Source organism: Natronocella acetinitrilica, assembly GCF_024170285.1.
Taxonomy (GTDB): Bacteria; Pseudomonadota; Gammaproteobacteria; order Nitrococcales; family Aquisalimonadaceae; genus Natronocella; species Natronocella acetinitrilica.
Window position 1 is genome coordinate 1 of sequence record NZ_JALJXV010000015.1, and the last position, 18,809, is coordinate 18,809.

The following is an 18,809-nucleotide window of genomic DNA, read 5'->3' on the forward strand; positions in this document are numbered from 1 at the left end:
GCCCCTTTCTGGGTCCCGTGGAAAAGCGGTCAAGCTTAGTGGCAACCGGCCAAAGTAGTTGTCGTTAACCGGCCAGAGCAATTGTCGTCGCATACCCGTGTCCAGGCCGCCAAAACGCTTGCGCCATGAGTACAGCGTCTGCACGCTGACGCCGTGCCGCTTGGCGACTTCACTGACCGGCTGGCATCCGTCTCACGCAGGATACGAACCATCTGCTCTTCGCTGAATCGACTCTTCCTCATCTGCCTCTGCTCCGTGTGCAGAGGCCATCATCTTAAGTTTCGAATGGTCCGAAAATCGCCAGGCAGGTCAGTCCATTTGGCCTCCTCGTGGCCACTTCATAAGTGCCCACTTGCTGATAAGTGGACACGATCATCCCGAACACAAATCAGGCAGGGAAGGAGGTAATCACCGGACGGTTACCCCTACCGACCGACCAAGGTGACGAATAAATCGAACAAGGTCGACTGGCACATCTCGATGAAGCACGGTCTGCGGCGGGCGCTCACCAACAGCTCATTGGATCGGCTCATGGAGGCCACCGAGAAAGCGAAGGCGAAAGTGCGGGCGCGTGGTGAGCACGCCTTCCATGTGATCAAGAACCTGTTCTACCGCGGCCTGGCCAAGAACCAGGCGCAACTCTTTCTCGCTGTTCGGGCTTGCCAATCTGGTGCTCGCGCAGCGACGAATGCCCGCCCTCCAGGGGGGGGTTGCGTCTTGAATATGGAAATCGCCCGGAAAACCGCGAAAACCGAGCAAAAAGACATCGAATCCAGGTCATTCCCGGATCCGTTCGCCTGCTTCATCGATTGCATAGGCATTAGTTCGACGCTTCCACGACGAACGCCCGCTTCGAACCGCCTGTTCACCTATCAGTTCATTGCCGTAACGGATACCGATACAGGCGGAGCGTTTCGTATTGTCTGAAGGACGACACAATAGCGCTCAGTGACAGCAATAACCTTGTTCATTGTGGCTTCATCGACATCTGACTCGGTTTCGAATTTCAACCGAATTTCCTTGAATCCGACTGGAGTTTCCTTGGTGACCCCAAGGGTTCCTCGAAAATCAAGATCACCCTCCGCTATAACCTTTCCCTTTCGAAGGTCAACCCCGAAGGCCGTGGCCACGGCTCGCAGCGTCACACCTGCGCACGCGGCGAGTGCCTCGAGAAGCATGTCGCCTGAGCAAGCTTGAGAGCCATCACCGCCTGTTGCGGGATGCAGCCCTGCCTCAATGAGCGCATGACCAGTATCCACCTTGCATGCGATCCCTTCGCCAAGGTCACCCTCTGCACGGAGAGTGATCACTGCTCCTTCCGGGTCTTGCTGGTACTTTTGCTTCAGCGGCGCCTGAAGCGCGCTCAATTCTTCCTGTTTCATGTCAGCCTCCAGTTTCGATAGCTAGCCTTATCACGGGCGTCACGGGCCTCTGGTGCGATGCTATGGTTCTCGCACTTCAGTCCTTATCGCAGGACCGGAAGATCGAAGGCCCTAACCTCTGGTGGGTTCTTGATTGGCCCTCGCAAGTTCACCAGGCATGTGTGGGCGGCACAGCCTTGCGCGAGGGAAGAAGTGCCGACATCCAGAGTTAGAACATTCGGATTTCCGTGTCGATCTCTACCATCAGAGTCGAGATCCAGCCACGCGCCCGTGCTCAGTCGCAGAACTCCACTCCTAATTGAATCCGTGACTCTCGTTGCGGCGAGGCATCTCCCTCTGTCATTCCAGAGTTCCACCACATCCCCGGTATTAACGCCAAGACGTTGCGCGTCGACTGAGCTTATGTCGACGGGTTCGCGGCCGTCTATCTTCCCGCCTAGGCTATATTCACTCGCGTCAAGTTGGCTGTGCAGCCTTCTCGCCGGCTGGTCCGATAGCAAATGAAACGTCACTTCAGGCGTGATCGATGATGAGCCAAGCCACTCATGAGGGGGGATCCATGACGGGTACCCCGGACAATCATCAAGGCGGAAGTTCGCAACAGTTTCCGAGTACAACTCGATCCGCCCCGACGGTGTCTCCAACGAATGCGCAATCGGGTCCCGACGGTACGCTTCCAAGAGCGTTTGAGGCTCGACGTCATCGTCGAGCATGACCATTCCTTGCCCCCAGAAATCATCAAATTCAGGCAACTCGGCTTCTGGATTGGCTTCGCGGCATTCCCCGTAGAGCCGTCTCAGCCAGTCCGATGCGCTCAAGCCCTCGGTAAACTGGTTTCTAGCCCCCAATCGCTCGGCCAATTCCTGAAAAATCTCATAGTCATGCTTGGCGGCCCCCAGCGGCGCGGCGACTTTTCGCATGGCGACAAGGTGACCCTCTCGCGCCGAGTACCCAAGATCGTCGCGCTCAAGAGGGAGCGTCGCTGGCAAGACAACATCCGCTCGACGTGCGGTTGCTGTCCAATATTGCTCGTTGACGATTATGGCTTCAGGCCGTTGCCACGCTTTTTGTAATCGGTTCAGATCTTGATGATGATGGAAGGGATTCCCTCCAGCCCAATATACTAACCGGATATCGGGATACTGCAGGGTTTCACCGTTGTAGGTGAATGTCTCCCCGGGGCGCAGCAACATGTCCGAGAGTCGTGCGACTGGAATGAACTCGGATACGAGGTTCCTACCCTGAGGTAATGTCGGGCCTCGTAGACTCCCTCCGTCACTACCAATGACGTTCATTGATCCGTAACCGAAACCAAAGCCTCCACCTGGCAAACCAATCTGCCCAACCACGGAAGCGAGCGCGATGAGAGCGTGGCACGCCTGTTCACCATGGCTCCCACGCTGGAGCGACCATGCCATGTTGATCAGGCTGCGTGTTGCGACCAGCTCTCTCGCCAAGGTCACGATTCGCGCCGCCGGCATACCAGAGACAGATTCAGCCCATTCAGGAGTACAGGGCGCTCCACCGTCCTCGCCTGTGAAAGACGCCCTGAAACGCTCAAAGCCTACGCAGTAGTCGCGAAGGAAGGCCACATTGTGTAATCCCTCTTCGTTAATGACATAGGCGAGTGCGAGCATCACGGCAACATCGGTGTTCGGACGGATCGGAATCCATTCAACACCCTCACACTCAAGGGTGTCCCCGACGGGACCAATATTAACGAGCTTCGCGCCGGAGGCATGTAGTGACCTCATGCCCTCCGATGCTCGATGTTTCCCCACCCCCCCAGGAGAAACCTGCGTACTCTTCAAGGGCACACCACCGAATGACACGAATAGACGTGTGTGTTTTGCAATGACCGGCCATGTGCTCTGCTGCACCATCAGCTTGGACATGGGCATTACGACGTGGGGCATCATCACGCTGGCGGCGCCGAGGCTGTAGGTGTCCACATGACGAACGTATCCGCCAATGACATTGAGAAACCGATGCAGCTGGCTCTGGGCATGATGGAATCGACCAGCGCTTGACCAGCCGTAGGAGCCACCAAAAATCGCCTGGTTGCCATGTCGGCCGCGCACGCGCTCCAATTCACCAGCGATGAGATCCAGGGCAAAGTCCCAACCAACTTCAACGAAGGGCTCCTGCGGGTCTCTCGCGTTTGGTCCACGGCTAGTCTCGCGCAACCAACTGGCGCGCACCGCGGGCCGCTTGACTCGAAGCCGTTGCAAGTGAGGATGGAGCTGATCAAGACCGATACGGGAGGGAAATGGATCTTCGGACCAATGCCTTAACTCTGTACCCTCGACCTCCCTGATGCCCCAATGCGCAGCTGTATAGTGCGGCACAATCGTTCCCTCGTGCGACATGAACAAACACCGTTGACGTTGAGCGAGGCACGTCAACGTGCCTCGCTCAACCCCTTCAGACTTTTCCAGTCAGGCGCATGAACTCGTGGAGAATTTCACCCACTCTGCCGGAGTAACGTGGATCCTGCTCGGAGATCTCATCAACCACCACCATCGATTCCCGCTGAATGGCTTCCATCACCGAGGGATCCATTTGCACGATTTCTCCGCCGAAGTCCTGAACGAATTCCTCCATGAGCAAGAAATCCCTATGGCGGAAATGGGCACTCGCATCTGCACTCATGGCACGCACGCACTCGTGGATCACGCGCTTGTGGTCTGATCCGAGTTCGTTCCATCGATCCATGTTGACGATGAATTCACCGTTCGAATGGGAGAGCATGTCCGGTTGCATGATGTAGCTGGACACTTCCTGCAGATTCATTCCCCAGCCTGTCGAGACGCAGCCCCAATGCGCACCGTCAACAATTCCGGTCTGCATGGCCTGGTAAAGCTCATTACCATGAACCATCGTCGGTGACGCTCCAAGTCGTTCGAAAACCCTTGCAGGCGTTCCAGTTGAGCGAATGTTGAAACCACGGAAATCATCAAGCGTCACGAGTGGTTCTCGCGCGAACACGGTGATGCCGCCGAAGGACATCGGACCTGCCTGATAGACGCCTCTCTCGGCATAGGCCTCACGGATAACGTCAAGCGCACCCATTTCGTACATGAAGAGATGCATTTCTTCATGACTGGCAAAGGTCCCAAGGTTGCCATTCAGGTGTCCGGCCACAGGCAGCTCACCTACCCAGTAACCAGGAAAAATAAAGGATGCATCAAGTCGCCCTCGTCGCACCGCACCGAGAATGTCTTGGGTGGATACGACGGAATTGGCGGTTCGGGTATCGATCTCGATTTCGCCGGCCGTGGCCTCCTCGACCCGTCTCGCGAATTCCCGATACACCGTCTCGAAGTACCAGACGCCAGGCGTCCAGTGACTCTGAATAGTCCACTTAAACTTGCTATTCGTGGACGAAATGACGGCAGGTGCGCCAATAGCGGCTGCCGCACCGGCGGTTGCGGCCGCCGACTTCTTTAAGAAATCCCGACGCGAAACTGTCTTTGCCCCAGATACCTTGCGTTCTTCGACCATTGTCTACACTCCTCGATATATACTGGTTTTAGTTTTGTAGCTCGCCTAGATATATTTCGCGCATTCACCTCCGACTAATTAACTACCGCCGAAAACCCCACTCAACCACAGATGTGATAATACCGGGGAATAAAATGAGCAACAAACCCGCTAAAATCATAACAAAAACAAACGGCAGAACAGCCTTGTATATATCCATAATTGGTGTTTCCGGAACAAGGCTCTTTAAATAGAAGATATTATAACCAAAAGGCGGCGTTATATATCCAATACAAAGATTCAGCTGGAATACCACGCTAAACCAGATCGGGTCATAACCCAAGTTAATGACTATTGGAATAAATATAGGCAATAGTAAAAGAATTATTCCGATCGGATCGAGAAACATGCCCAGAACAAGTGCCGTGAGCTGCATGAGCAGAATCATTGTGATCGGCTCAACATCGAGTCCGAGAAGCAAACCCTGCATAAAGAGAATGCCGCCACCTTGCTCATAAACCGTTACGAATGCACCAGCTCCGAAGATGATCCAAAGCACCATCCCTGTGGTGGTGGCCGATGAATACGTGACGTTCTGAATGAATCTCCAATTCACCTCGCCACGAATTAGCGTCGCCACGACCACAGCAGCAGCGCCAACTCCAGCCGCCTCGGTAGGAGTCGCCATACCAGCGAAGATAGAGCCGAGAACGAGACCAACAATAATAACCGGTGCCAAAACAATTCGAAGCGCCCGGACCTTGTCTCTCAGAGGTACAGCATTATCGGCCCCTGGAGCGATACTAGGCTGCAGCCACACGCGGATTGCCACGTAAAGCACAATCGCCGCAAGCGCAATCATTCCAGCTACTAGACCACCCAGAAACAGACGGCCTACGGACAGGCCAGTCGTCATGCCGATGACGATCAATGTGATCGATGGCGGGATAAGAATGCCAAGCGTGCCGGCAGCACCGATGGTCCCAAGCACCAGCGAACGGCGGTACTTGTACTTCTCCATAGACGGAATCCCGATCATACCTGTGGTAATGGTCGAGGCCGCGCAGTTTCCGGTCATTGAGGAAAGGGTGGCCGCAAAACCGGCAGTGCCGAAAAGCAAGCCACCATTCATCCGCCCTGACCATAAATAGAACGCGTGGTACAGGTCACGGGAAATCTGTGAGCTTGCAAGTGCCACACCCATGAATATAAAGAAAGGAATGGCCCCAAGCAGAATTGACCACATCAAGTTAAATGTAGCTGAGACAAGCGACAGTAGCCCGAACGGCCCCACTGTTATCAATGTGAATATTACTGCAATTCCGCCTAACGCATAGGATAAAGAGACCCCAAGAACGATGGCCAAAACCAACGAACCAAACATGCCTAATGTAAGAAGCTCTGGACTCATGTTGAAACCACCCTGGGGACTTCTTTTTTCGGATTTATAATCAACACAATTGCTCGAATTATCTCAGCGGCGGCCTGCAACGCCATCAGCCCCATGCCAATAACTAAGGAAAGCTTTACTGGCCACATTGGATGGCGAAGCGCTCCGCTATCCAGTTCGTTGAAGCGCCAAGCATCAAAGAAATATTCCCAACCTTCCCAGCACAGCGCCGCCGCCCAAATGAATAGGAGGGAATAGTTCAACAAGTCAGTGAAGGCATTCCACCGCGGGCTGGATGTCCCCAACACCAAGTCAACACGAACATGTGAATTCCTGACCAAGGTGTACGCCCCAATCAGGATAAAATATGCAGCGAAAAAGCGCTGCACATAGCCCTGAGTCCAGACGGTTGGCGCATTCAACAGGTAACGCGAAATAACTTCCCAGACAACGAGAACTATCACGATCCAGATAAAGTAGCTTGCTACTTTTCCGAACAGTATGCTCAAGCGGTCAATCCAAACGAGGGCGCGCATTTGCCACCTCACCGTGTCACGAGAGATAGATGTCTACTGACCAAAGCGCTCCGCCCGCCATTTGAGCGCGCTGCCGAGTCCCTCTTCTCTACAGACTTTGAGGAATTCTCGCTTTAGCCACGATCCCTCGCCTTCAATTTGGATATCAATGTCGAGAGCCGCGCGCAGCGCCTCATCCATACCCATAATCGCGTAGGTACGATTGAGCGCCATTTTCGTGCGCTGAAGCACCATGGGGTCCATGCGAGCGAGCTTCCTTGCCAACTCTATGGCAGCGTCCAGTACATCTTTCTGAGGGACTAACCGGTTGACTAGACCGAGTTCGAGCGCTCGTTGTGCGGAGAGCTGATCTTCGCCGGTAAATATGATTTCTTTGGCAACTTTGGGGCCAACGAACCATGGCAGCAGCATTGCCACTATGCCCGCGCCGAACTTCAGTTCTGGTTCACCAAATATCGCGTTATCCGCAGCGATAGCCATGTCGCAACCGAGCATGAGTTCGAAGCCACCCGCAAGTGCAGGACCATTGACTGCAGCAATCGTCGGTTTGGAGAATCGCCAGAACGACATGATTCCCTCGAAATCAGCCTCAAGCAGGGGAACCCAGTCTTTGACCCCCGACGGCTGGGCTTGCGCTTGATCCTTGAGGTCGAAGCCCGAATTGAATGCTCCCCCCGAGCCAGTGACGATGAGGCAGCGGAGGCTGTCGTCCACTTCAAGCGAGGCGCATAGTTGGCGCAACTCCCTGAGCATCGGTTGATTCATTGCATTGGCTCGTGTCGGCCGATTGAACGTAACTTGCCCAACTCCGTGGCCAAGGTCTGTGTAAAGCAATGTTTCGTAGGTCATGTCTGTATCCTTCTCGTAGTGCTTCGCCCAGCGGCGTTCGCAAGCAATAGTTTGTCTTCCACTAGCCGTTTTTGATGTCGACGCTGCGCGACGCCACTCCGCGAGACATTGCCCGCAGCCGACCGATCGCGCGCACAGCACGTGCGGTCGAGCTATAAAGGCTTATGCCGCGACGAATAAAGACTGGCCGTTGGGCTCGAACGAAGTCGTCCTGGACTTTGTCACCAGTGCTTCTCAGAACTAGTGAGACCGCAGCGCCAGACGTCGCAGTGGCCAGAATCGAATCGCAGATCGCTTGCAGTTGCGCCAGCCCTTCCTCGTCGGCATCGGAAAAGTCCATTACCGTTCCCATCTCTACATAAGCGACGATGGCATCGATGCCATCGTCCGCTTTCAGATGGTCAAGAATTTCTCCAAGTACGAAGTCGTCACCGCGTTTCAGGCCCCATACCGGAATGTCGATAGGATTGCTGACGCTGGTGCCCGGACCTGCAAACCCCTCAAGCTCAGAGCGCGTCATGGAATTGAGTGTTGCGAGTTCCAGATCCACCTGTTCCGCAGCGTCCGATGACGTAACACTGACGCCTCCGCCTGAACCGAAAATGGCGAGCCGCTTTCCTGTAAGCGTGTCGTGTCCGCTGAACGCGACGAGAACGTCAAGCAGATCGTCGAGCGTGCCTACCTGCAAAACACCCGACGCCCTGACGGCCGCTTCCCAGAGCACAGTGTCAGTCGCAAGTGCGGCAGTGTGACTGCTCGCTGCCGCGCCACCTTGATCCGTAAGGCCACCGCGGAAGATGACGATGGGTTTGCTCGACTGTGCTGCAAGCCGGAAGAACAGCCCTGCGTTTCGGATCGATTCCGCATAGATCGCGATCAACTTCGTATTCGTATCCGCTTCGCAGAACAAAAGATAATCAATGAGATCAAGGTCCAGACAATTCCCGCAGGACAGCACTTGGCCGACAGGTAACCCTAGTGCTTGGGCACGCCGCACCACATCTCCCGCGAAAGTGCCGCTTTGGGAAATGAAGGTGATGCTTCCCGAGTCGGTCGGGCAATATCGTGCGGCGCCCATGGCCAAACGAGCACGCGAAGAAAATGTGCCGATGCAGTTGGGGCCCACCACTCTGGTGCCGCTGCCCTTGATCGCCGCACGCAAGACTGCGTCCGGATCTTCTGCCGGCTCACCACGTTCACCCTTGGGAACCCACTCCGAGAAACCTGCAGAGAGGACCTGCACGACATCCACGCCTTTCTTGACGCAGTCCTCGAGAGCCTGTGGCACTTGGGCGGCCGAGAGCGCGATGTAGGCACGATCAACGGGCCCGGGAACGTCCCCTATGGACGGGTAGGCCTGGACGCCACAGATTTCCGCAGCCTTAGGATGGATCGGGTAGACACGGCCTCGAAAGCCGAAATCAACGAGATTCTTGATATTTCGGTAGCCTAATTTGGAAGGCGAAGTCGAAGCGCCAATAAAGGCGATAGCCTCTGGTTCGAACAAAGCACGCATGCGCTGCAAGCGTTGAACGCGACCAGCCTTTTCCTGTGAGACCGTATCCGCATCCAGCCGGCCGAACCGTTCTCCTGGGGAGAGGAGTTCCGCCACAGCATCTACCGCAACAACTTCCTTCTCGCCGACAAGCAACGGATTGATATCCAGATCGCTGATGTCCTCCCGGAATAGCAGACCTTCTGCCCCTGCCACTGCCAGCAGATAGCGATGTAAGGTAGAGCGAGCGGTCTGGTCGAGCACACCATCAGCGGAGGTCCCGAATGCTTGGGTCAGCAAGCCGTCAGCCGACTCCGGGGAGAGTGGCGCGAGGGCAGTAACTGGTGGAGCGCCTGCCTCTACGCCACTACCACCCCGGCCCAGCATCACGATAGAACCGTACTCGCGGTCAACGCGCGCGCCGATAAAGACCTCGAGGTGGCCTTCCACAACCTCCTCGATCAACACTCCTTCGAGTTTGGCGTTCGGCTCTGCGGCGCGAACGGCGCTCATGATCTCCTCGAAAATCCCAGAGGCATCGGCAGGATCGATACCAACACGCACGCCTCCGACTCGAGCTTTATGGGCGACATCCGCGGACACCACTTTCATCACCACCGGGCGATTGAACGTCTTACATGCTTGATCCGCCTGTTCCGCGCTGGTGGCCAACATTGGCGCTGTCGTCTGGATGCGGTATTGCCGCAAGAGGGCCTTGGCCTCGACTTCTGTTAGCACGTTGCTCTCCTCCTCACACGCCGAGCTTTTGTCGGCTATTGATTATTTTAATGTTGCTGCTGCGATTGCCGGCGAACGTCGCTCTCCCTCTTTCGGGGCGCTAAGCGCCTGCCTGGCGAAGCGACATGAGCTTGAACATGGCGATCACACCGAGCATGGGCCCAAGCGCGAGTAGTGAGAACGCGCCCCCCCACCCTACTAATGCCTCGAGTACTGGGATCAACCAGATCGTCGGTACCGTCAGAGCGAAACCGATCGCGAGCTGCATGGTTAATGCTGTTCCGATGTAGTCCTGCCGACCGACTTCAGTAACAGCGGTTGAAAACTGTGCTGAGTCGGCGATGACCCAGAATCCCCATATCAGACCGAGCACCATGACCAGGGTCACCGACACGCCCTGCACGAAACCGATTGTCAGTGCGCAAGTGCCGGATAGGCACATCGCAAGTATGGTTGCCCGACTTCGGCCCCAGCGATCCCCGATCACGCCACCGATCCAGCAGCCCAGCGCTCCTACTGCGATAACAAGGAATGTCCCAAGTGCCGCCAACGTGGCTGCGTTCTCCACCTCGTGAAGTTGTAAAGTCGCCAAGAGGAATACCGAGAACCATGCCCACATCGCATACAGTTCCCACATGTGCCCGAAGTACCCGAGGCACGGGTAGAGGACTCCTCGATCCCTGAACACACCCCACGCCATTCGCGGATTAAAGGCGCCCTTTGGGAATGGATACGGACCATCCCGACCCAGATACTCGGTGATTAGGCCGCCGACCAGCGTCATGGCACTGGTTCCGAGAATGACCACCCGCCAATCCAATCCACCAAGCCCATTGACGAGGTGGGGAGACGCCGACCCGATAGTTAGGGCGCCCACCATGATGCCAAGGGCAGTCCCTCTATTGATGCGGAACCATGTCGCCATAGCCTTCATCGCTGGCGGATAGACTGCAGCGAGAAATATGCCCGTCATGAACCTGAGGGCGATTACGGATCCGATGGTTGGTGCGATCAGAATGAGTGCGTTCGCCCCTGCTGCGCCAAGGCAACCGAACAGAATGAGACGCCGCGGCGCTATCGCATCCGCTAAGTTCAGAAGAGCAGAGCCCAGTGCTCCACAGATGAACCCCAATTGGACCGCTATTGTCAGCCAGGCCGCCTGAGAAGAGGACAGCCCCCACAATCCTTTAAACTGGGGAACAACCGCAGTAGCGGAGAACCACGTTGCCATCCCAAGAATCATGGCGCTCGCGAGTATCGCCAAGGCCGCCCAACAGCCACGCGGATCCGTATCGGCTACCTCTGCTTGGTCCACAACATGCTGCATCCCAAGGACTCCGCTTCTTCCTGTCTTATGGAATGTCTCAGGCTATATAGCTGATGCAACACTCCATGATCGCGTCTGGTTAGTTGTTGAGGTCTACAACAACCCGCCCTCGCAATTTACCCGCCAGCATGTCTTGCGCTACTGAGGGCGTTTCCTCGAGAGAAGCAACATGATGAATCGCGGACAGAGCATCTGTTGGTAGATCCATGACTATGCGCTGCCAGGCTGCAATTCGTCTGTCGCGGGGACACATGACGGAGTCAACGCCGAGAAGACTTACCCCACGCAGGATGAACGGCATTACGGTCGAAGGGAGATCATGCGAACCCGCAAGACCACAGTTCGCGACCAGGCCGCCGTAGTCCATGCTTGAGAGTATTCTCGCGAGCACCTTGCCCCCGACGGTGTCAATCGCGCCCGCCCAGACTTGAGTCTCAAGAGGCCTTGGTGGCTGCCCCCATTCGTCTCCAGAGATAATATCCTTGGCCCCCAGCGAACTGAGGTAGCCAGAGTGCTCCGCCTGACTGGGGAGAATCAAAGCCGTAACGTCGTAGCCGAGTGACGCGAGGATCGACACCGCAACGCTGCCAACACCACCCATTGCCCCAGAAACCAATACCGAGCCATCAGAGGGTTTTAGGCCAGCATCCTCAAGCCGCATCACGCACAGCATGGCTGTCAATCCCGCAGTGCCGATGCCCATTGCCTGCCGAGGGTCCAGGCCATCGGGAAGCTCGACCAGCCACTTTGATTGAACGCGCTGCCGTTGCGAGTAGCCACCCCAGTAGCGTTCGCCGACTCCCCACCCAGTCAGTACGACTTGCGCCCCGACTGAGAATTCATCTGACGAGGAGTCTCGAACCGTTCCGGCAAGATCGATTCCCGGGACCATTGGCCACGTTCGCACAATCTTCCCAGTCCCCGTCACAGCCAAGGCGTCCTTGAAGTTCATGCTGGAGTACTGAACGTCTACAAGAACGTCGCCTTCCGGCAAATCTGCGTCGGTGAGCCATTCGATGTTATGAGTTGTCCCCTCGCCTTCCTGACGAAGGACCATGGCCTTGAAGGTATCGGATCCCATCGGCTTCTCCGCTTTAAATTTATGTTTTTAATATATTTTATTGTCGTTCCGGCAGCCTTTGTGCCGGTTAATCAAAGCGTAGGTAGGCAACCGACATTTGTCAAACATTTATATAAACACGTCTTTACCATATGGCTGATTGATGCTGTTATACTGAGCGTCTCCGTACACTCACCGATGAACATGGCGGGTTCATTAGGTTCCCCCGCGCTCATCAATGTTTAACCGCCACGCTCACGGAAGGCGACATCGTGGAGGTCACGTCAGTGGTCGATGGGATTAGGTACGACAACGTAGTAACCGAAGGCGTCGCGAAACAAATCGCGAACAGCCTCAGAGCGGCCATTTTGGAGGGCCGACTCCAGCCTAACCAGAAGCTACCGACAGAGCATGAGCTCGCGGATCGCTTTTCTGTCTCGCGCCCAACGATCAGGGAAGCACTTAAGCATTTGGCGGCGCAGAACCTAATCCAATCCCGGCGGGGATCGACGGGCGGGACCTTCGTCAAATCGCCAAGCCAGGAGGAAGCGCATGAGGCTCTGACAAGCACCATGACCGTCTTGGTTTCAATGGGCAGCTTCGACTTTGAACAGGTAACCGAGGCTCGGTTCGAACTGGAGCAGGTCTGTTGCCGACTAGCCATCGACCGCCGCCAATCGGACCATCTCGATGCAATGCAGGCTGAGGTTGAGGTTCAGAAGGGGGAAATAACCGATGAGGAGTTTTGTGCGTCAGACGTGCGATTCCACCGGGCCCTGGTAGACGCAAGCGGAAACGGCGTTCTGCAGTACCTGATGTTCGCTGTCATCGAAGCACTGCAACCCCTCGCAAACATGGTCGTTTTCCGCTTCCGGGAACGCGCTTTCATCGTCGCACAGCATCAACGTATCGTGGATGCGCTGAGAGCGAGGGATACGGAAGGTGCATTACTGGCACTCCAGGACCAACTCGCGTACATACGAGAGCAGTACGCCAAAGCATTGGAGTGGCGAAACCAGAAGCGCGGAACGTCGGCGGAAAACAGTCGTACCGCCTAAGCCAGGCGACGTTTTATCGAGAGGATGTATTCAAGAGAGCCTGACCTGCCGCGATACGGCTCCAGTTTCATCGATTGTTCTGAAACTCTGCTCCGTACTCCAAGGTCGCCCGCCGGAATTTCCAACGCGCCGCAGGCTGTGGTCAATTGCTGCTGGATAAACGCTAAACTAACGTTAACGGACGAGGGAGACCTCGTTCGATACTTAGAGAATCCTGTAAAACTTCACGGTTATCCGGAAAAAACGGGTCCAATTTCGCGATTAGGCGGAATCCCGATGAAGCTTGTTTGGAAAACGCTTGCAAAGCCCTGATTCAAAAGGGCGTGGAGTTTCACTCTTAGCTGGAACCCACATGTGTGGGTTCCGGATATGACGTGCAGCAGCATTCTCGTCCGTGGCGAGTGCAGCCCCTTGGAATAGCATTCCTCGCTTGTAATGATGCCGACACGCATGCTTGATACGCATCGTATATGGGCATATTATGAGCACATAATTGCGAACCAGGACTAAACCATGCAGGCCGCTGAAGCTCACAAACCCACCCGAAAGCCAACCAACCTATCGCTAGATAGTGCTCTTCTCAAAGAGGCAAAAGCGCTGGGAATCAATGTATCAAGGTCCGCGGAAGCCGGCATCGCGGAGGCCGTGAAACTGCATAAGCAGGAGAAGTGGCTCAAAGAAAATGCCAGCGCTCTGGCAAGTTCTAACGCATATGTTGAAGATAATGGCTTGCCCCTGGCTCGCCACCGTCAGTTCTGATGGCACGCTTTGACGTCTTCAAATATGAGGGCGAAGCTGGCTATCTGCTGGACGTTCAGTCAGACCTTCTAGGCAGCTTGAATACGCGAGTTGTCGTACCCCTGCTGCCCAAATCCTCCGCGCCGTCCCCTGCACAGCGGCTAAATCCTGTATTTAGTATTGAGGGCCAGGAGCTCGTAATGGCCACGCAGTACATGGCCGCTATACCTCAAGGCGAATTGCGTTCTGCAGTCAGTAGCCTGGCCGAGAAGCAAGATGAAATCTCTGCAGCGCTGGATATGTTGTTTTTGGGCTTTTGAAACAAGCATTCCTATTTAGCAGTTGTCAATGTCGCCTTCCCTGAAAATTGGTCCGTTGCATCGCGGTCGCGCTCTGCCAGCAGGCGTTTGAGCCGCGCATTCTCGGCCTCGACTGCCCGGAGTCGTTTTACATCGACTGTGTCCAGGCCGCCAAAACGCTTGCGCCACGAGTACAGCGTCTGCTCGCTGTTGCGGGGATCGGTCGGTCCTCAAAGGACGGCATCCTTATCAAGGGCGGTGAAAATCTCGAGACCTCAGCCCGCGTTAGCGCCGTTGTCGTGGACAAGACCGGCACCCTGACTAATTCGATGTGGTCGTACTGGATGACACCTATAGCGAGGACCAGATGCTCACGCTAGCCGCAGGGCCGAAACGGCTTCCGAACACCCCCTGGCGGATGCGATTATCCGCGGCGCGGAACAGCGCAAGCTGCTACTCGAAATGGTGAACACGGCGGAGCCAGTCGCCGGCAAGGGCATTCGTGCCGATGTTGATGGGCACACCGTTGCTGTGGGCTCTGCCGACCTGCTAGACCAAGCCCTGGACAAGGCCCGCATCCTGGAACTCAACGCCGCCGGCAAGACTGCCATGTACGTCAGAGTCGGCCGGGCAAACGCCGAGGCGGGAGGGGGAAGCACAGGCCCCATACCTGCGCAAACTGAGGGCTGGGGACAGCGTATGAATATCCCGAGGCTGTGGAGTCTCGTGAGGTCGATGGCCATGGTTATGCGGGCACGATGTACGTGATCGCACAGATACGAATCCTCCCGTGACACAACATCAAAGGTCGCGATGCCCTCTTGAACCTTGGAAACGTGGAGCCTTCACAGTGGCCGACCAGAACAGCGTGATCGCATTCTATGATGAAAGGATGCTGGCTCATGAACCGGATATTGAGGTGCCATTCCTGCCGGGGCGCATGGACACGCGCATCCGCTCACTGCTCTCCGGGCTGGGAGTCCCCTGGAAGTATCCCGAACACCCCGCACGGCTCACCGCGATCCGGCACTTGCTCGACATCGAACCGGTCCACGGAGTGAACTTCGAGACAGGAATGCCAGCCACTCGCGAGCAGCTCGGGCGCGTCCACACCAGCTCCTATCTTGACAGCATCTACCAGCTGCGCGGAGAGAGCGCCTGGCTGGACGACGACACCACGGCCGTATCACCCGGCAGCGTCGATGCCGCCGAAGTTGCTGCCGGCACGGCGATCGCCGCCGTCGAGGCGGTGGTAGAGGGGAGAGCCGAGAGTAGCTTCGCGCTGGTAAGGCCCCCCGGTCACCATGCTGAACCGGTGCGCGCCCGCGGCTTTTGCCTGTTCAACAACGTGGCGGTGGCTGCAGCCCATGCCCAGGCGGCGCTAGGCTGCCAGCGGGTCATGATCGTCGATTGGGATGCCCATCACGGGAACGGTACCCAGGACATCTTCGCGGCCGACCCTGATGTACTGTTCTTCGACATCCACCGTGCCGCCCCCTTCTATCCCGGGACAGGGAGTCTCGCGCAGGTCGGTGTGGGCGTCGGGGATGGCACCGTCGTCAATGTTCCCCTGCCAGCAGATGCCAACGACGCGGCCTATCTCAAGGCATTCCGCGAGATCCTGGTACCGGCGGCCCAGTGGTTCCGCCCTGACCTGATCCTGGTCTCGACTGGATTCGATCCCCACACCCATGACCTGGCGTTAAATGTCTCCTATGACGGCTTTGCCGCCATGACTGGCGTCCTGCAGAGCTTGGCACGCCAGCAGTGCGGGGGAAAGCTGGTCTTCGTGCTGGAAGGCGGCTACAACCTGATATCGCTGTCGCATGGTGTCAGGTCGGTGCTCCAGGTGCTGGCCGGCGCCGAGCCAGCGGAACCCGGCCTGCGCGGCGTTGCAGAGGTAGAGGCCGCGCAGGCATTCCATCGCGGAGCGTTCATCACCGAACTGTAAGCGTCTGCTGCTCTCCCCTTCGCCGGTCAAGGCGGGCAAAAAAGCACGATATGAGCCACGCTGCCCGACCGCTCGCCTTGTGAGCTCCCGAAGCTACAGCCACCCGCCCCGTGAATGTTGGGTGAAATATCCAAAGGGAGGAGCATGCGATGGGCGTAACACTAAAGAGCATTACCAGCGACAACTTCGAGGCCGTCATTGCGCTGGAATTACCGACATCACAACTTGGCTATGTCGCTGACAATTTGTATTCCATTGCCGAATCGAGCTTCCATCCGACCTATCAGCCTCGCGCTATCTATTGCAGCGGCGAAGTGGTCGGCTTCCTCATGTACGAATCCTTCCACCACGAAGGTCGGCTGCCTGCCTACAACATCTTCCGTCTCATGGTCGATCGACGCCACCAGGGAAGGGGCATAGGACACAGGGCCATGCAGTGCCTGCTGAACGAGATCAGGGCACGTGGCCCCTTCGAGAGGATCGCGATCTGCTATGTATCCACCAACCAGGTCGCCCGGGACTTCTACGCCAGTTTCGGTTTCCAGGAGATGGGGCTGAGCGAGGAAACCGGCGAGGTCATCGCCGAGATCCAGGGGTGACGAGAGCGCATCCTTCATGCCCGATGCGCGGCACGTGATGGTGCAATCGTTGCTAGCGACCATGGACGGGAGCGGACTCACGAAGAGGACTGCGAGCGAAGCAGGAAGCTTACGCTCCCATCCATTCGCATCGCCATCGTCGTCCAAAACTAGTTCCGTGCGTCAGCGAACGACTGGCGGAGTGCCGAATGCGCGAACATCTCCCGTATGAGGTGGGCGTCACATGAATCTGCATAAACTCTCGAACGTTCTCGTGGTCATTGTTGCAGCGCTGCTGTTGCTCGCCGTGTTGGTGATCCTGTTGGTGGGTGGCTTCTCGCTGTTCGGGTTCCTGCGCGTGAGCCTTCTGCAGGCGTTCGGCTTCGTCATCGCCATCACAGCATCGCTGTTTTTCTTCCTGCGCCTGGTGCACAGCATCGACTCCGTCCCGATGCGGGCGTCGATCGTCGTATTCATCATCGGCGTAGCAATCTTTGCGTCGGTTTCCGTCGGTAAGGCGTACCTGTTCCAGTACCCCATGTGCGTCCAGTCCTTTGGCCCGGGCGCGGGTCCCGGCTTGCCGCTGCAGAACGTGCTGACGTTCTTCCGTCAAATGGACCAGTTCGAGTGGATTGATGACATTGCCCATAATCCGAATCGCGTGCCGCCGCCGATCGCTATCGCAAGCGCCGATGATCCGCTGTCGAGCGCATCGGGGCGGCGAGAACCGGAACTCATCCGCCTGACGCTGGAGACAAAGGAAGTTCTCGCCGAAATTGCGCCAGGAATCGTATTCAATTACTGGACGTTCAACGGCACGGTGCCCGGCCCCATGCTACGCGTGCGCGTGGGCGATACCGTCGAGCTCACCTTGCACAATAACGCAACGAGTTTGCATCAACACAATATCGACCTGCATGCCGCCACGGCGCCGGGCGGCGGTGGCGAGGCAACCGTGGTCGCACCGGGGGAAAGCAAGACGATTCGTTTCCGCACCTTGAATCCGGGCCTATATGTGTACCACTGCGCCGTATCGAACATGTCCGTGCACATGGCACACGGCATGTACGGCCTGATCCTGGTGGAACCCGAACAGGGCCTGCCGCCGGTGGACAAGGAGTTCTATGTCATGCAGGGCGAGCTGTACACCACCGGCGCACTGGGACGGAGTGGGCTGCAGGCATTCGATGCGAAGAAGATGCTCCACACCCAGCCGGAGTACGTCGTGTTCAACGGCCGCACCGGCGCCATCGTCGACAACATGCATGCCTGTCACCTTCCCCGAAAATTGGTCCATTGAAAACTTGAGGTCTCCGGGCAGACTAAGCCCAAGGAGGCCCAGATGCGCAAGAGCAGATTCTCAGAGAGCCAGATCGTCCAGACGCTGAAGCAGGTGGAGGGTGGCCGCAAGGTGAAGGACATCTGTCGGGAGCTTGGTATTTCCGATGCGACGTACTACCAGTGGAAGTCGAAGTACGGCGGCATGGAGGCGGCCGATATTCGCCGGCTCAAGGAGCTTGAGGAAGAGAATGCCCGGCTTAAGCGGATGTACGCGGATCTGGCGCTTGAGAACACGGCGCTCAAGGATGTCATCACAAAAAAGCTCTGAGCCCGGACGACAAGCGCCGCATTGTGACTGCGTTGACGCAGGAGCATGGCATGAGTCAGCGCCGGGCGTGTGATGCTGCTGGAATCGCGCGATCCGTGGTGCGTTATCGCAAGCAACCGGATCGGGACCAGCAGGTGATTGCGGTGCTCCAGGAGCTAGTGGAGCGCTTTCCGGAACGGGGCTTCAGCAAGCTCTTCAAGCTGATCCGGCGCCGCGGCCTAGTCTGGAATCACAAGCGAGTCTGGCGGGTTTACTGTGGGTTGAAGCTCAACCTGCGCCGCAAGGGTCGTAGACGCCTGCCTCAGCGTATACGCCA

The 18,809-nt window shown here is 56.7% G+C and carries 16 protein-coding genes and 3 pseudogenes; 8 read left to right on the forward strand and 11 right to left on the reverse strand.

Annotated features, from left to right (window positions below; translation table 11 throughout):
* Positions 1 to 93: 93 nt before the first annotated feature.
* Positions 94 to 242 (reverse strand): annotated as a pseudogene (locus J2T57_RS21435) (transposase); the annotation flags it as partial.
* Between the two features lie 199 nt (positions 243 to 441).
* Between J2T57_RS21435 and J2T57_RS22575 the strand changes: the two are divergent.
* Complete coding sequence (locus tag J2T57_RS22575; RefSeq protein ID WP_436262721.1) at positions 442 to 927, forward strand: hypothetical protein; 486 nt, start codon at positions 442 to 444, stop codon at positions 925 to 927.
* Here J2T57_RS22575 and J2T57_RS21445 read toward each other — a convergent pair.
* The 9 genes from J2T57_RS21445 to J2T57_RS21485 form a co-directional block, all read right to left on the reverse strand.
* On the reverse strand, positions 873 to 1,382 hold the full coding sequence (locus tag J2T57_RS21445; protein WP_253485390.1) for an OsmC family protein: 510 nt from the start codon (positions 1,380 to 1,382) through the stop codon (positions 873 to 875). The two genes, J2T57_RS22575 and J2T57_RS21445, sit on opposite strands and share 55 nt — an antisense overlap.
* Positions 1,383 to 1,465: 83 nt before the next feature.
* On the reverse strand, positions 1,466 to 3,751 hold the full coding sequence (locus tag J2T57_RS21450; RefSeq protein ID WP_253485392.1) for a molybdopterin-dependent oxidoreductase: 2,286 nt from the start codon (positions 3,749 to 3,751) through the stop codon (positions 1,466 to 1,468).
* Positions 3,752 to 3,806: 55 nt separating this feature from the next.
* A complete protein-coding gene (dctP, locus tag J2T57_RS21455) occupies positions 3,807 to 4,886 on the reverse strand; it encodes a TRAP transporter substrate-binding protein DctP (RefSeq protein WP_253485402.1) in 1,080 nt (359 codons plus the stop codon).
* A gap of 82 nt (positions 4,887 to 4,968) precedes the next feature.
* A complete protein-coding gene (locus J2T57_RS21460; protein ID WP_253485404.1) occupies positions 4,969 to 6,276 on the reverse strand; it encodes a TRAP transporter large permease in 1,308 nt (435 codons plus the stop codon).
* Entirely contained in the window at positions 6,273 to 6,764 is a 492-nt protein-coding gene (locus J2T57_RS21465) for a TRAP transporter small permease subunit (RefSeq protein WP_253485406.1), read from the reverse strand. The genes J2T57_RS21460 and J2T57_RS21465 overlap by 4 nt, the downstream gene beginning before the upstream one ends.
* A 60-nt stretch (positions 6,765 to 6,824) precedes the next feature.
* Positions 6,825 to 7,640 (reverse strand): enoyl-CoA hydratase/isomerase family protein, encoded by an 816-nt coding sequence (locus J2T57_RS21470; protein ID WP_253485408.1) that lies wholly within the window; start codon positions 7,638 to 7,640, stop codon positions 6,825 to 6,827.
* A gap of 61 nt (positions 7,641 to 7,701) precedes the next feature.
* On the reverse strand, positions 7,702 to 9,912 hold the full coding sequence (locus tag J2T57_RS21475) for an acetate--CoA ligase family protein (RefSeq protein WP_366519140.1): 2,211 nt from the start codon (positions 9,910 to 9,912) through the stop codon (positions 7,702 to 7,704).
* 61 nt (positions 9,913 to 9,973) lie between these two features.
* Positions 9,974 to 11,200, reverse strand: coding sequence for an MFS transporter (locus tag J2T57_RS21480; protein WP_253485414.1), 1,227 nt, complete (start codon positions 11,198 to 11,200; stop codon positions 9,974 to 9,976).
* A gap of 79 nt (positions 11,201 to 11,279) precedes the next feature.
* Positions 11,280 to 12,281: an MDR family oxidoreductase gene (locus J2T57_RS21485; protein WP_253485417.1), complete on the reverse strand. Its 1,002-nt coding sequence runs from the start codon at positions 12,279 to 12,281 to the stop codon at positions 11,280 to 11,282.
* 251 nt (positions 12,282 to 12,532) lie between these two features.
* On the opposite strand from J2T57_RS21485, the gene J2T57_RS22530 reads away from it, so the two are divergent.
* The 3 genes from J2T57_RS22530 to J2T57_RS21500 all read left to right on the forward strand — a co-directional run bounded on the left by J2T57_RS22530 (position 12,533) and on the right by J2T57_RS21500 (position 14,376).
* Positions 12,533 to 13,318, forward strand: coding sequence for a FadR/GntR family transcriptional regulator (locus tag J2T57_RS22530; RefSeq protein ID WP_253485420.1), 786 nt, complete (start codon positions 12,533 to 12,535; stop codon positions 13,316 to 13,318).
* A gap of 513 nt (positions 13,319 to 13,831) precedes the next feature.
* Positions 13,832 to 14,077: a type II toxin-antitoxin system CcdA family antitoxin gene (locus J2T57_RS21495; RefSeq protein WP_253485439.1), complete on the forward strand. Its 246-nt coding sequence runs from the start codon at positions 13,832 to 13,834 to the stop codon at positions 14,075 to 14,077.
* Positions 14,077 to 14,376 (forward strand): CcdB family protein, encoded by a 300-nt coding sequence (locus J2T57_RS21500; protein WP_253485476.1) that lies wholly within the window; start codon positions 14,077 to 14,079, stop codon positions 14,374 to 14,376. The genes J2T57_RS21495 and J2T57_RS21500 overlap by 1 nt, the downstream gene beginning before the upstream one ends.
* Positions 14,377 to 14,441: 65 nt before the next feature.
* On the opposite strand, the pseudogene J2T57_RS21505 reads toward J2T57_RS21500, so the two are convergent.
* A pseudogene (locus J2T57_RS21505) lies at positions 14,442 to 14,564 on the reverse strand (transposase); the annotation flags it as partial.
* 641 nt (positions 14,565 to 15,205) lie between these two features.
* On the opposite strand from J2T57_RS21505, the gene J2T57_RS21510 reads away from it, so the two are divergent.
* From J2T57_RS21510 to J2T57_RS21525, 4 genes and pseudogenes are all read left to right on the forward strand, one after another.
* Positions 15,206 to 16,306, forward strand: coding sequence for a histone deacetylase family protein (locus tag J2T57_RS21510; protein WP_253485479.1), 1,101 nt, complete (start codon positions 15,206 to 15,208; stop codon positions 16,304 to 16,306).
* A gap of 149 nt (positions 16,307 to 16,455) precedes the next feature.
* Entirely contained in the window at positions 16,456 to 16,905 is a 450-nt protein-coding gene (locus tag J2T57_RS21515) for a GNAT family N-acetyltransferase (RefSeq protein WP_253485482.1), read from the forward strand.
* 223 nt (positions 16,906 to 17,128) lie between these two features.
* Complete coding sequence (locus J2T57_RS21520) at positions 17,129 to 18,184, forward strand: multicopper oxidase domain-containing protein (protein ID WP_253485486.1); 1,056 nt, start codon at positions 17,129 to 17,131, stop codon at positions 18,182 to 18,184.
* A 42-nt stretch (positions 18,185 to 18,226) separates the two neighbouring features.
* Positions 18,227 to 18,809 (forward strand): annotated as a pseudogene (locus tag J2T57_RS21525) (transposase); the annotation flags it as partial.

What these genes read in the sequence shown, in the direction of transcription:
- J2T57_RS21520 (WP_253485486.1), top strand. Translation starts at nt 17,129, where the DNA reads ATGAATCTGCATAAACTCTCGAACGTTCTCGTGGTCATTGTTGCAGCG.
- J2T57_RS21480 (WP_253485414.1), bottom strand. Translation starts at nt 11,200, where the DNA reads ATGCAGCATGTTGTGGACCAAGCAGAGGTAGCCGATACGGATCCGCGT.
- J2T57_RS21495 (WP_253485439.1), top strand. Translation starts at nt 13,832, where the DNA reads ATGCAGGCCGCTGAAGCTCACAAACCCACCCGAAAGCCAACCAACCTA.
- J2T57_RS21460 (WP_253485404.1), bottom strand. Translation starts at nt 6,276, where the DNA reads ATGAGTCCAGAGCTTCTTACATTAGGCATGTTTGGTTCGTTGGTTTTG.
- J2T57_RS21445 (WP_253485390.1), bottom strand. Translation starts at nt 1,382, where the DNA reads ATGAAACAGGAAGAATTGAGCGCGCTTCAGGCGCCGCTGAAGCAAAAG.
- dctP (WP_253485402.1), bottom strand. Translation starts at nt 4,886, where the DNA reads ATGGTCGAAGAACGCAAGGTATCTGGGGCAAAGACAGTTTCGCGTCGG.
- J2T57_RS21500 (WP_253485476.1), top strand. Translation starts at nt 14,077, where the DNA reads ATGGCACGCTTTGACGTCTTCAAATATGAGGGCGAAGCTGGCTATCTG.
- J2T57_RS21485 (WP_253485417.1), bottom strand. Translation starts at nt 12,281, where the DNA reads ATGGGATCCGATACCTTCAAGGCCATGGTCCTTCGTCAGGAAGGCGAG.
- J2T57_RS21515 (WP_253485482.1), top strand. Translation starts at nt 16,456, where the DNA reads ATGGGCGTAACACTAAAGAGCATTACCAGCGACAACTTCGAGGCCGTC.
- J2T57_RS21470 (WP_253485408.1), bottom strand. Translation starts at nt 7,640, where the DNA reads ATGACCTACGAAACATTGCTTTACACAGACCTTGGCCACGGAGTTGGG.
- J2T57_RS21450 (WP_253485392.1), bottom strand. Translation starts at nt 3,751, where the DNA reads ATGTCGCACGAGGGAACGATTGTGCCGCACTATACAGCTGCGCATTGG.